This is a genomic window from Desulfotomaculum copahuensis (genome assembly GCF_001655685.1).
GTDB lineage: Bacteria > Bacillota > Desulfotomaculia > Desulfotomaculales > Desulfovirgulaceae > Desulfotomaculum_G > Desulfotomaculum_G copahuensis.
On sequence record NZ_LYVF01000197.1, the window covers coordinates 1 to 13,623 of the forward strand.

Consider the following 13,623-nt stretch of genomic DNA (forward strand, 5'->3'; position numbering starts at 1 on the left):
AGTCACCGGCTTCGGGTGTTGTCAGCTTTCGTGGTGTGACGGGCGGTGTGTACAAGGCCCGGGAACGTATTCACCGCAGTATGCTGACCTGCGATTACTAGCGATTCCGACTTCATGCAGGCGGGTTGCAGCCTGCAATCCGAACTGAGACCTGCTTTCCGGGATTCGCTTACCCTCGCGGGCTCGCTGCCCTTTGTGCAGACCATTGTAGCACGTGTGTAGCCCAGAACATAAGGGGCATGATGATTTGACGTCATCCCCGCCTTCCTCCGTTTTGTCAACGGCAGTTCAGCTAGAGTGCTCGGCTTTCCCCGTTAGCAACTAACTGTAGGGGTTGCGCTCGTTGCGGGACTTAACCCAACATCTCACGACACGAGCTGACGACAACCATGCACCACCTGTCTCCCTGTCAATCCGAAGATTAAACGACATGTTTCCATGCCCGTCAGGGGATGTCAAGCCCTGGTAAGGTTCTTCGCGTTGCGTCGAATTAAACCACATGCTCCACCGCTTGTGCGGGCCCCCGTCAATTCCTTTGAGTTTCAGCCTTGCGGCCGTACTCCCCAGGCGGGGTGCTTATTGCGTTTACTACGGCACTGAGGGGGTCGATACCCCCAACACCTAGCACCCATCGTTTACGGCGTGGACTACCAGGGTATCTAATCCTGTTCGCTCCCCACGCTTTCGCGCCTCAGCGTCAGGGCCAGGCCAGAGAGCCGCCTTCGCCACTGGTGTTCCTCCCAATATCTACGCATTTCACCGCTACACTGGGAATTCCGCTCCCCTCTCCTGCCCTCAAGCCCGCTGGTTTCATGGGCACCCCCGCGGTTGAGCCGCGGTATTTCACCCCTGACTTCACGGGCCGCCTACGCGCCCTTTACGCCCAGTAATTCCGGACAACGCTCGCCCCCTACGTCTTACCGCGGCTGCTGGCACGTAGTTAGCCGGGGCTTCCTCGCCGGGTACCGTCATTTCTTTCGTCCCCAACAACAGAGCTTTACGACCCAAAGGCCTTCTTCGCTCACGCGGCGTTGCTCCGTCAGGCTTGCGCCCATTGCGGAAGATTCCCCACTGCTGCCTCCCGTAGGAGTCTGGGCCGTGTCTCAGTCCCAGTGTGGCCGGTCGCCCTCTCAGGCCGGCTACCCATCGTCGCCATGGTGGGCCGTTACCCCACCATCCAGCTAATGGGCCGCGGACCCATCTGTCAGCGGGTTTCCCCTTTCCTCTTCCTCCCATGCAGGAAAAAGAGCTTATCCGGTATTAGCACCAGTTTCCCGGCGTTATCCCGGTCTGTCAGGCAGGTTATCCACGTGTTACTCACCCGTCCGCCGCTAGCAACGGAGGTCAGTCGTCGGAAATCGGATGTCGGATTGTTTCCGCCTTCGGCCTATGGCCTTTGGCTTCTTTATCCGGCTTCTGACCTCCGATGACTGACTTCCGTTACCCGCTCGACTTGCATGTGTTAGGCACGCCGCCAGCGTTCGTCCTGAGCCAGGATCAAACTCTCCATGAATATGAAAAGTTTTGCACTTGGCTTCTTTTCGAATTACTTATCCTGCGTCTTTCGCGCTAGACAAGTTGCCCGCCTTCAGCCTCGCGGCCGAAGACTTTTCGCATCTGGCTTCGCTGTTTAGTTTTCAAGGACCGTTTGCCGCCCTTTTCCGCGGCACATTTTTGATTGTATCACTTTTTGCCGCAAGCTGTCAAGAACCACTTTCTGGCTTTACAGTTCACCGGCAACCGTGTTTTATGTTAACACTGTTGCCGCCTTTCGTCAAGGACTTTTTCTTCCCTTTTTCTCCCGGACAACCGCCTGCAGCAGCGACTTTTTTAATTTATCATAATAGCATGTCCGCCGTCAAGCGTCAGTTTTCGCCTTTTTTTCCGTCATATTTCCACCGTTCCATAAAAGCGGCGGTACTGACTAATTTAGCATGTCACCTGAAATTTTGTCAATGACCGGTTTTATTTTTTCTACCGGAAAAACCTTTTATACATTGCTGAACCTGTTACTGCCGCAGGGCGCCACTGAAAATACCGCCGGGAATATTGACAAATGTACCGGGTACCTGGCCGACAATAATGCTCTCCACCAGGGGTACCTGGGTAGCCACCTGGACGGCGGTGCTTTGTGCCGGAATCACCACCCGCACTTCCGTATTGAAGTCCAGATAGATGGTGTGCCTGGTCTGGTTGATTCCCGCCTGCTCGAACCGGTCGTCCACTTTCACCCGCACTGTGCCCATGGGCACAATGGTCACCCTGACCCGTGGGCCCAGGTTGGCCAACAACTGGGTGCCGGTGATCTGCCCCAGGGGAATACTGAAGGAATCCGACGCCAGTTTTTGCAGCGCCGATTGCACCGCCAGAGTGATTTCCGTACTGAACTCGTTCAACTTGACTGTATTGGCCTGCATAAGCACTATATGCCCCTGGTCATCCTGACGCACATGAATAAAATCCTGATATTGCAGGTTCTGTGCGGCGATTTTCTGCTGCACGGCGCGGTTGATGGCCCCGGTGGCCATTTGCACGGCACGCACCTCGGCTATCTTGAAGATAGTCGGACGTAACGTATGATCAACCCACAGAAATGCTCCGAACAAAACAAAAAAAAATATCGTCCAGGCTAAAAAATTTCTTAAAGATGACCGCCTTCCCTTAAACAAAACCGGCACCCCTTTTCCTGTTTGGACACGGATCCTATCCGGATTTCCTCCCCGGCGCCGCTCGCTGAAACAGTTATACATATCCTGTTCGCGGCATCAAAGGACATTTTTGATGTTCCGGCGCAGCCGGTTTCCGATCAAGATTGCCCGCTCCGCATAACGGTCAGGGAAAACAAAAACATCCATAGTATATGGTATAATGCCGTTTCCTGCGGGGACGACCCTGTTAGATTTATATGATCACCGCCCTTCAAATTTTCCATAAAAAAACGCCCGGTCATTACCGGACGGAAGAGAACATTAAATAGGACACGAACTCCGCAGGCACAACATGTCTCAAACGAAAACAAACCGGTCCCCGGGTCAACTGCAGATCAAGCGGATGAACTTTCTCTTACCGGCACGAATGACCATACCGTCCACCGGAGAAAGAAGGCTGGCCGGATCAATCACCTTTTCGCCGTCAACCTTCACCCCTCCCTGCTGGATCATCCGCCGGCCTTCGCTGGTGCTGGCAACAAGACCGGCCTGCTGGAGCAATCTGGGTAGCCAGATGTGTCCATCCGCCAGCATTTCTGCAGTCACCCGGAAACCGGGAATTTCACCGGGCAAATCATGCTGCTGGAAAACGCGCTTGAACTCCGCTTCGGCCTCCCCCGCCGCTTCCGGACCATGATAGAAAGAGACGATTTCCCGGGCCAGGCGCATCTTCACATCCCGCGGGTGCAGCTCGCCGCTGGCCAAACCGTCTGCGATCCGGCGCAGTTCATCGAGCGGCACCGGGGTGACCAGTTCAAAATAACGCAGCATCAGTTCATCCGGCAGTGACATGGTCTTACCGTACATTTCCCGCGCCGGCTCATCAATGCCAATGTAGTTGCCCAGGCTCTTGCTCATTTTGTGCACACCGTCCAGGCCCTCCAGGATGGGCATCATAATCGCAATCTGGGGTTCCTGGCCGTATTCCTTCTGGAGGGTGCGGCCCATTAAAAGATTGAACTTCTGGTCGGTGCCGCCCAGTTCCACATCGGCCTGCAGCGCCACCGAGTCGTATCCCTGCATCAGCGGGTAGAAAAATTCATGAATACTGATCGGCAGGCCCTCACGAAATCGGCGGGCGAAATCATCCCGCTCAAGCATACGGGCCACGGTTGATTTGGCCGCCAGTTGGATCACCTGTGCGAAATCAAGGGGAGCCAACCACTGACTGTTAAAAACCAGACGGGTGCGCTCCGGGTTCAGCACTTTAAAAATCTGCTTTTCGTAAGTACGGGCGTTTGCCTGCACCTGCTCTTCAGTCAGTTGCTTACGCGTTTCGGATTTCCCGGTCGGGTCGCCGATCCGTGCCGTATAATCTCCCAGAATAATGATCACTTCATGGCCCAGTTCCTGGAACTGGCGCATCTTCTGCAATACCACGGTGTGCCCCAGATGAATGTCCGGAGCCGTGGGGTCCAGTCCCAATTTAATCTTTAATGGTTTCGTGGTGGTCATTGCACGCTTCAGTTTTTCCTCCAGCTCATCTTCGGGAACAATTTCCACCGTGCCCCGTTTGATTATTTCCAGTTGCTCGTCCACGCCAGGCATGGCTCGTTTCTCCTTTCGACAATCCATTTACACATTGATAAATTATATCAAAGCCGGTAACCGGATGGCAAGACTATCAGACAGCCGGCAGTGCTGACGCTTCAAAAAACTGATGCCACCCTTGCCCGCGAAGGACCTCAACCTGAAAGTTGTACGGCAGTGTCTCCGGCACCCTTCCCTCATACCCGTGATCCGGACATGAGCACCGTATGCCCACCGCCCCGGCACTTAGACTCAATTTCAGCGGATCGGGATATATTCTGTCACCTGTTATGTTATAATGCTGGTAATAGTAGTAAGGGGGATTATTTTTGGGCGCCCGGAGAAAAAAGAAGAAGCTCAGACCATCCCGCCTGATAATTTTGCTGCTGGCACTGTTTGTTTTGCTGGGCGGAAGCTCCGCGCTGGCCATGGTGGCCGTCAGTGTAAAGGACATGCCGGCCATTAGCGGTGATAAACTTTTATCCAGCGCCGCCACCGTACTCTATGACCAGGACGGTAAATTGATTACCCGCGTCGGGACGGAAAACCGCGTGCCGGTGAAGCTGAAAGATATTCCGGAACCGGTGCGGCAGGCTTTTCTGGCTATCGAAGACGTCCGCTTTTATCAACATCAAGGTGTGGATTTACGCGGCGTGGCCCGGGCGGCCTGGGCGAACATCACCGGCCGCAGCATACGCGAAGGAGCCAGCACCATTTCCCAGCAACTGGTCAAACTGAGCCTCCTCGGCCCGGACCAGACCTGGAAGCGCAAGATCCAGCAAATGATTCTGGCCGTGATGCTGGAACAGCGCTACACCAAACAGGAAATTCTGGAGATGTACCTGAATAAAATATATTTTGGCGAAGGAGCCTACGGCATCCAGGCGGCCGCGGAAACCTATTTCAACAAACCGGCCGGTCAGCTGGATTACGTGCAGGGCGCCGTTCTGGCCGGCCTGGTCCAGGCCCCCAGCGCCTACGATCCGTTTAACAACCCCGGCGCCGCCACCGCCAGGCGCAACCTGGTACTGGACAACATGGCCCGTTACGGCATGCTCACTCCGGAACAGGCCAACCGGGGCAAAGCAAGGCCAATCAAAAACGATCTGCAGGAAAACAAGGGCAGTCCATACCCTGATCCGTACTTTGTGGATTACGTTACGTCTCAACTGGTTGACCGTTACGGGGCGGATAAAGTATTTAAAGGTGGCTTACGGGTTTACACCACCCTGGACCCCCGGATCCAGCAGGCAACCGAAGAGGCTCTTTCCGATCCGCGTAATTTTCCCGCTTCCGTGCGTGATGACAAAAAAGTATTGCAACCGGAGGGAGCGGCTGCATTTCTGGATCCCCACACCGGTTATATCAAGGCCATTGCAGGCGGACGGGAACACACCCACCGGCTGCAGTGGAACCGGGCCACCATGCCGCCGGGCCGCCAGCCCGGATCATCCTTCAAACCGATTATCGCCTATGGTCCGGCGGTGGATTTAAAAGGCATGGGACCGGCCTCGGTAATAGACGACATCCCGGTAAGATACGGTTCCTACGCACCCCGCAATTACGACGGCCGTTACCGGGGCCTGATTACCATGCGTACCGCCCTGACCAATTCGATTAATATTGTGGCTGTAAAGCTGTTAATGAACGATGTGAGCCTGCCCGCCGCGATAAATTTCGCCCGCGGCCTGGGCATCGACCTGGATCCCCGGCACTGCGGGGCGGGTATCGCTCTGGGCGGCCTGTATAGCGGGGTTACTCCCCTGCAAATGGCCGCCGCTTACGGCGCTTTCGACAATTACGGACTGTACCTGACCCCCACTGCGATCATCCGGGTGAAAGACTTCGACGGTAAGGATCTATATACCTATAAACCGCTGCCGCGTCAGGCCATGAAGGCCACCACCGCCTACCTGATCACCGGTATGCTCAAATCGGTGGTCCAGCGGGGCACGGGGACCAACGCCAATCCGGGCCGTCCGGCCGCCGGCAAGACGGGAACCACGGATGACGGCAAGGACCTCTGGTTTGTGGGCTATACACCGGAATTGGCGGGAGCGGTATGGATCGGCTACGATGAACCGGAGCCGATGCCCCTGGAGTTCGGCGGACGCTACCCGGCATTGATCTGGCGCCAGATCATCACCCGGGCGCTGCATGACACGCCGGTCCGGGATTTCCCGCGTCCTCCGGGCATTGTCACCGCCACGGTGGACGGTAAGTCCGGCCTGCTGCCCGGACCGAACACACCGCCGGCGGACATGGTTACCGACCTGTTCGCCCGGGGGACTGTGCCCACCCGGGTGGACAATACCCACGTGCTGATGGATGTATGCGCCAAAAGCGGCCAGTTGCCCGGACCCGATTGCCCGGTCAAGGTATCCAGGGTTTTCATTCAACTACCCTATACCGTGCCCGGTTTTGTTGAAGATTTTAAACAACGGGCGCCCACCGCAGTGTGCCCGGAGCACCCGGCGCCGGGTGACAGATCGCAACCGCCGGGTGACAAACGGAAGCCTGGTGCACCGGGACAGCCGGGGAACACCCCGCCGGGCGGAAAACCACCGGGCAAAGACAGTGCAAACGACCCGGGCAAGAAAAAAATTACCCGGCAGGTTGAAAAACCGCCGGCAGGCGTTTTAACAGACAAAGCAAGCCATTAATATCAGTGCAAGGTATCATCCAGAACGCTTTTTAGCAGCATCACCGGAAGATGTACCACGGCGATGAAAGGTAAACCGGTGCAACCGAAACAACGTGGCTGCACCGGTTTCTTTGTTGAACCGGCCCGGTCCGTCAGGCCAGTTCCACCACCGTAACGCCCATCCCGCCCTCGCCCTGCTCACCCAGGCGGAAGGACTTGACCCGCCGGTCGCCTTTCAGCTGCTGCTGGACGGCGGCCCTCAGGGCGCCGGTGCCCTTGCCGTGCACCAGTTGCACCCGGGGCAGGCCGGCCAGCGTGGCATCATCCAGGTATTTTTCCACTTCCAACAGGGCTTCCTCAGCGCGCATGCCCCGTAAATCAAGCCGGGTGGACACTTCCTGGGACTTGCTTTTGATCAGGGCGGCCACCTGCACCCGTCCGGACGGGAAGTGCTCTTCTTCCACCAGACGCAGATCCTGCAAAGAAACATTTAACTTGATTACACCCACCTGCACCTGGACCGTACCGTTTTCCGGCCGGGCGGCCACAAAGCCGTGCTGGTTGAAACGGGGCAGGAAAACTTCCTGCCCGGGGTTCACCGTTTGCGGCACCTTACCCGGCCCGTCCGGCGTACGGGAAACATTGGCCTGTACCCGTCCCTGCATGACACCCAGCCTTTCGCGTGCCTCCCGGATGGCTGCCTCACGCTCCCGGGCCGTATCGGCGGACAGGCGGGCACGCAACTCCCGGATGGTTTCCTCCGCTTCCCGGCGGGCCTGCGTAACCAGCGTCCGCGCTTCGTCCCGGGCACGCATGAGCACGGTGTCCCGTTTTTCAGATAAATCCCGTTCTATTTGCCGGCAGTGTTCGCGCAGGGATTCCGCCTCCCGGCGCATCCGTTCGGCCTCCAGTCGCTCTTTGCCGGCCAACTGCTGTTCTTTCTCCAGGCGATCCAGCAACTCGCCCACTTCCACCTGTTCGGTGGTCTGAAATTGCTTCGCCCGGGCCACCAGATTAGCGCTCAGACCCAGCCGGGCGGCAATTTCAAAGGCGTTGCTGCGCCCGGGTTTGCCGATCAACAGCCGGTATGTGGGCCGCAGGGTGACGGCGTCGAATTCCACACTGGCATTTTCCACCCGCTCCCGGGTGTAGGCGAAGTTTTTCAGTTCGCTGTAATGGGTGGTGGCCACCGTTTTGGCCCCGGCAGCATGCAGTGCTTCCAGGATGGCCTGAGCCAGTGCCGCCCCTTCGGCCGGATCGGTGCCGGCACCCAATTCATCCAGCAAAACCAGACTGTCCGGCCCGGCCTGCTGCAAGATGTAAACGATATTCTTCAAGTGGGAAGAAAAAGTGCTCAGCGATTGCTCGATGCTTTGTTCGTCGCCGATATCGGCAAACACCTGCCTGAATACACCCACTGCGGTGCCTTCCCCGGCCGGCAGGTGCAGGCCGGACTGGGCCATTAAAATCAACAGTCCGATCGTTTTTAAAGTGACCGTCTTGCCGCCGGTATTCGGTCCGGTGATCACCAGAGTGTCGAAGCTGCGGCCCAGATGCACGCTCACCGGCACCACCTCGCCGGAAAGCAGGGGATGCCGGCCCCGGCGGATGTCCAAAACCGCGGCCGCCGGTAAAATGACGGGCGCCCAGGCATCAAGGCGCTGGCTGTAACGCGCGCGGGCCAAAATCAAATCCAGTTCACCCAGGGTGGCCAGTGAAGCGGCCAATTCTTCCCCCTGCCGGGCCACCATGCCGGAAAGCTCCGTCAGGATGCGGGCAATCTCCTGTTTTTCGGCCGCCTGCAGGCGGCGCACTTCGTTATTGGCCTCGAGCACGGCCATCGGTTCGATGAACAGCGTGGCCCCGCTGGCCGACTGGTCGTGGATAATCCCCGGCACCTGGGCACGGTATTCCTGCTTGACCGGCACCACGTAGCGTCCTTCCCGGATGGTTACAATCGGATCCTGCAAATATTTCTGATAGGACGGCGAACGGATAACGTTTCCCAACCGCTCCTTGATCTGCTGCTGCCCGCGGATCAGGCGGCGCCGGATTTGAGCCAGTTCGGGCGAAGCTTGATCGGCGATTTCGCCCCCGGGCAGGATGGCGGCGGCAATCGCATGCTCCATTTCGTTAAAGTTGGCCAGCGCAACGGCAATTTTCTCCAGCAGGGGGTATTTACCCGGCCGCTCCGCAAAAAAGTTTTTCACCAGCCGGCTGGCGCGTACAGTCTGCCCGACGGCAAAAAGCTCCTCCGGTTCAAGCACGGCCCCCCGGCGGGCTCTTGCCAGCGGCCGGCGTATGTCCTCCCAACCGCCCAGTGCGGCGTTGGGCTCCAGGCGCAGCAAATTACGCCCCTCGCTGGTCTGGTCCTGCCAGAGGGTGATCAGCTCCCGGTCGCTTACCGGGCGCAGGGCCAAAGCACGCTCCCGGCCCAGCGCGGAAAGGGCGCAGCCGGCCAGCTGCTCCAGTATTTTGTCGTATTCCAGACGCTTCAAAGTGCGTTCATCCATGGGGAAAATACCTCTGCTCATGCAAAATATTAAAACAGCTTTTAGAAAAATCATGCCCCGCCCCGTAAAGCAACCACGGCATTACCGGATCCCGGCCGGGCAGGCGCCATCCCGGCGCCGTGGGAAACCTGCCGGAGAACGCCAATGCTTTTTCCGGAAAGGTTTCACCCGGCACCGTAACATCCTGCCGGCCGCCGCTCCCGGTCACGGGGAACGCCAACGCTTTTTCCGGAAAGGTTTCACCATTATCATACCATTCCCGGGACCGGGTTTCCACCGTATTTACAACACACCCCGGTAATAATGCCCCTTAGTAAAACCGGCCGGGCTGAACTGGACCAGCATATCCTTCAACGCGGCCAGTTTTCCCTCCCCGGCACGGCCGTCCAGGGCCCGCCGGTAGGCGCCGGTCACCGCCGCCACATATTCCGGAGTCCGGCCGCGGGCGTCAATGCGCAGGGCGGCAACACCCAGCGCCGCCAGTTTTGGTATGTCGTCCAGAAGGCAGAGATCCCGGGAGTTAAAAATGTGCATCCGGCAGAACTGATCCATTTCCAGTGGGAAAACAGCCCCCAGGCGGTCTTTGAGGGCGTAATGCCCGCCCCGGCAGGCACCGCCGCACTGATGCCCGTCGGCCAGGCCGCCCAAAAGGCTACCCGGGGCACAATAACGGGAAACCATCAATTCCACCGCACCGTGCACCAGCACCTCCACAGGAAACTTTTCAGCCAGGGCGGCCACCTGCTCCATGGTCAATTCGGGGGACAGGGTCACCTGCACTGCACCTGACGCCAGCAGCCAGCCAGCGGTATATAAATTGAATACATTGAAAGCCAGATCAGTGTAAAGGGACAATCGTGTTTCACGCGCCCGTTTCAAAAGACCCGGGTTACCGACCAGCACGCCATCCGCCCCCGCTTCAACAGCGGCATCCAGCAAGCGGTAAACCGCGGGCAGCTCTTTGTCGTGCACAATACGCGGCGTGGATAGCACAAAGCGCACATTTTTTCTGCGGCCGGAGGCGGCGGCACGAAGGATGTCTTCCCGGGTTACCGGCGGGCGGGATTGAAAACTTTCTCCGCCGGCATAAACCAGATCCGCCCCGGATTTTACGGCCGCTTCCAGTTCCGCCATGCCGGTTACCACTACTGTCAGCAGGGGCCTGATCTTTTGACGGCCGGGAGTTGGTTGGCCGGAACGCATTTTATCGCCCGCCTTTCTTTCCGCCGCCGTACATTCAATTTTCCCGCCCGGCTCGCCCGGTCCCGGTCCGGCGTCTATTTCCGGCGCCGGACTCCCGGGACGGTCAAAGAATCCGCGCCCGGAGTACATGTCCGGCGTCCGCCGCCGCAGTAAGGCGTCCCCCGGCACGGGCGGCGTCATATCCGCGGCTCCCTCCGGCACCGCTCTGCCGGTTCGCGGATGCCACCCCTCATCCTGCGCCTGCCGCCAGCGGGACGCAAAGACATCCTCCGGCACAGGCGGCGCCGGACGCGCCGCCTCCCGCCGGGCGGCTTCCAGCGCCGTCAGTGCCGCCCGCCGGACGGAATTGATCTCTCCCGCCGGCACCATCACTGCTCCTTGTATGTCGCAATGCAGTTTCCCCGGGGAAAACGGAGTGTTGCCCAGACGGTCCAGTTGCCGGCGTAAAAATTCTTCCGTCAGCGGCCGGTGCTCCGCCGGCACGCCGGGTGTTTCTCCACTCCCCTCCCCGGTCAGCCCGTTTTCATCCCGCACCCGGATGAAAACGGGCTCTCCCACCCGGGCGCGGACATAAAAGTCAAGCGGGGTTTTACGCGTTTCCCGGTCAGAGGTGAAAGTGGCCGCCGCCCTTTCCATCAACGCGGCGTCGTGTGTTTTAAAAACCCGGTCCCCCGGGTGAATATGCCCGTTGAAAGGAACCTGCACCAGCGATCCGGCCGGCGCCTGATCCACCCGGCGCCCGTTCAGCCAGATTTCGTGCACCTCGGACCCCACCCGTCCCCCGGCGCTCACCCACACTTCCAGTCCATCCCCCACCCGCAGGGGATCGTCCAGGGCCAGTTCGACCCGCCGAGCCGCCCGGTCATAGCGCCGCACCCGCCCCAGCAGCAGGCCCCGGTTGTTGGGCCGTTTATAGCTCATTAAATCATATCCCGGACGGCCGAAGAAATAGCCGGTGGTAAAGTCCCGGTTAAAGATCTGGGCCAGATCCCGCGTCTCTTCGGGATTCAGGCTGTAATCCCCCCTGGACACCGCCCGGTCGATCAATTGCCGGTAAATGCGGATCACCGTGGCCACATACTCCGGCCGCTTCATGCGCCCTTCAATTTTAAAGGAATCAATCCCCGCCCGGATCAACGCCGGAATGTGCTCACTGAGGTTGAGATCCCGCGGGCTGAGCAGGTACTCCCCCTCCCGGCGGGGATCAGCCACCGGCCGCCCGGAATCATCCACCAGAGTGTAACGCATGCGGCAGGGCTGGGCACAGCGGCCACGATTGCCGCTGCGCCCCCCGATCATACTGGACAACAGACACTGGCCGGAATAGCAAACACATAAAGCGCCGTGGATGAACACCTCCAACTCGGCGCCGGTGTTTTTTTTGATCGCCGCGATATCCGCCAGCTCCATCTCCCGGGCCAGTACCACGCGGGCAAAGCCCAGTGACTGCAGCTTTTCCACCGCCGGCCGGTTATGTATGGTCATCTGCGTGCTGGCGTGCAGCGGCAGTTCGGGCAGCACCCGCCGGGCCAGCACGGACAGACCCGTGTCCTGCACAATCACCGCATCCACCCCGGTGCGCTGTAGAAAATGCAAAAAACGCAGCGCCTCCGGCAGTTCGTGCTCGGCCAGCAGAATATTCACCGTGACGTGCACCTTGACACCCCGTACATGGGCGTATTCCACCGCCCGGGCCAACTCCCGGTCGTCAAAGTTGGCCGCCGAATGGCGGGCGTTGAACATGCGCCCACCCAGATAAACCGCATCGGCGCCGTTCTGCACGGCGGCCACCAGCGCCTCTTTACTACCGGCCGGAGCCAGCAGTTCCGGCTTATTGCCAGTAAAAGAGCCCAAAAACAAAACCTCCCGAAGACAACTTTGCTGTTCTTATGTCTTAAACTGCGCCTGCTTTATCTTTAACCCGGTATTATGTTAAGTATTTTCACAGGCAGCCTTTTTATGACTTTTTCAGCCACCGTCAATTCTTCCCCCAAAAGACGGAGCAACCAGATATTCTTCCCGCCCGCAACATATTCCTTTTCTAAAAATCAAAACCGCCCTGGACGGAAGCTTCTTCCTCGCTCACCGGTGCGCGCTGTGTACCGCATATTTCCATTAATTCAATGGAACTTTTTATCCCTCTTTAACGTCTATACTTGAAGAAAAACATAGAAGGAGGAATTCTGATTGAAGGTCAAAAAGAACAAAGCCAAAATAATTATTGCCGCCGTCTTTCTGGTTTTGGTGGTGCTCATCAGCGCCACCGGCTGTGCAAGCAAGCCCAATCCCGGTAACACCGGCAGTGGCGAAAACAGTGGACAAACACAGGGCCAAAATACCACCCCGGGTAGTACGCAATCCCCAACCGGCAGCCAGCAAAACTCCGGTGGTCAGGATCAAAACAACACCACACCCGGCCGGAACGATTCGCAAAAGACCGCTTTAGAAAACATCATGCAACTGGCCCGCCAGGGAAAAGTGAGTAATTGCCAGTTTACTGCCGGCAAAGCAGTTTTTGAAGATGTGGAAAAAGCTTGGGGAAAACCGGATAATGATAAGGTGGAATATGTTTACAAAGCCAAAGGAGGGTATGCCACCTATTCCAAACGGGGCTTTGCATTCGGCATCAACAAGGGCTCACAGATATTTGAAATCAGGTCCTATGACGGCAAGCTTAAGGAAATCACCCTGTCCGGTGTCAAAAACGCCCTGGGAACACCGGCATTAAACCGTATTTATAACGGTCAAAACATTGTCGGCTATAAAGCGGGAACTGAATATAAGCTGGAATTTGTTTTCCCGCAACCAACTCAAAATGTTCCCGACCCGAAGCTGGATCATATTTGCATTCTTTACCCGCGGGGCACAGTCAATTATATGGCCGATGATCCCGGCCGGCAGTGGTAATACATGCAAGACACTGGGATCGCTTCCGATCCCGGTGTCCGTTCCTTGAAACATAATTTCCCGCTTGCATATCAACCAGGTTCGAATGCTCCCGTTCACGGCGGGCCGGGGCCGGTTC

7 protein-coding genes and 1 rRNA gene are annotated in these 13,623 nt (G+C 57.9%); 3 read left to right on the forward strand and 5 right to left on the reverse strand.

Going from position 1 to position 13,623, the window contains the following annotated elements:
• A 16S ribosomal RNA gene (locus A6M21_RS16580) occupies positions 1–1,513 on the reverse strand; the annotation flags it as partial.
• 17 nt (positions 1,514–1,530) lie between these two features.
• Here A6M21_RS16580 and A6M21_RS18545 point away from each other — a divergent pair.
• Positions 1,531–1,959 (forward strand): hypothetical protein, encoded by a 429-nt coding sequence (locus tag A6M21_RS18545; protein ID WP_151191994.1) that lies wholly within the window; start codon positions 1,531–1,533, stop codon positions 1,957–1,959.
• A gap of 50 nt (positions 1,960–2,009) precedes the next feature.
• On the opposite strand, the gene yunB is transcribed toward A6M21_RS18545, so the two are convergent.
• Together yunB and tyrS are read right to left on the reverse strand one after the other, a co-directional pair.
• A complete protein-coding gene (yunB, locus tag A6M21_RS16585; protein WP_242868900.1) occupies positions 2,010–2,678 on the reverse strand; it encodes a sporulation protein YunB in 669 nt (222 codons plus the stop codon).
• Between the two features lie 354 nt (positions 2,679–3,032).
• Positions 3,033–4,256, reverse strand: a complete 1,224-nt coding sequence (gene tyrS / locus A6M21_RS16590; protein ID WP_066671423.1) for a tyrosine--tRNA ligase — start codon at positions 4,254–4,256, stop codon at positions 3,033–3,035.
• A 311-nt stretch (positions 4,257–4,567) separates the two neighbouring features.
• On the opposite strand from tyrS, the gene A6M21_RS16595 reads away from it, so the two are divergent.
• Complete coding sequence (locus A6M21_RS16595; RefSeq protein ID WP_066671425.1) at positions 4,568–6,901, forward strand: transglycosylase domain-containing protein; 2,334 nt, start codon at positions 4,568–4,570, stop codon at positions 6,899–6,901.
• A gap of 133 nt (positions 6,902–7,034) precedes the next feature.
• Here the strand turns inward: A6M21_RS16595 and A6M21_RS16600 are convergent, their stop codons facing one another.
• The gene (locus tag A6M21_RS16600; RefSeq protein WP_066671427.1) at positions 7,035–9,395 is read right to left on the reverse strand and encodes an endonuclease MutS2; all 2,361 of its coding nucleotides are present in this window, start codon (positions 9,393–9,395) and stop codon (positions 7,035–7,037) included.
• A gap of 282 nt (positions 9,396–9,677) precedes the next feature.
• Complete coding sequence (locus A6M21_RS19195; RefSeq protein ID WP_066671432.1) at positions 9,678–12,452, reverse strand: U32 family peptidase; 2,775 nt, start codon at positions 12,450–12,452, stop codon at positions 9,678–9,680.
• 333 nt (positions 12,453–12,785) lie between these two features.
• Here A6M21_RS19195 and A6M21_RS16615 point away from each other — a divergent pair, with 333 nt between their 5' ends.
• Positions 12,786–13,505, forward strand: a complete 720-nt coding sequence (locus A6M21_RS16615; RefSeq protein ID WP_066671435.1) for a YjgB family protein — start codon at positions 12,786–12,788, stop codon at positions 13,503–13,505.
• Positions 13,506–13,623: the final 118 nt, after the last annotated feature.

Excerpts from the sequence above, each read along its gene's own strand:
- tyrS (WP_066671423.1), bottom strand. The coding sequence starts at position 4,256 with ATGCCTGGCGTGGACGAGCAACTGGAAATAATCAAACGGGGCACGGTG.
- A6M21_RS16600 (WP_066671427.1), bottom strand. The coding sequence starts at position 9,395 with ATGGATGAACGCACTTTGAAGCGTCTGGAATACGACAAAATACTGGAG.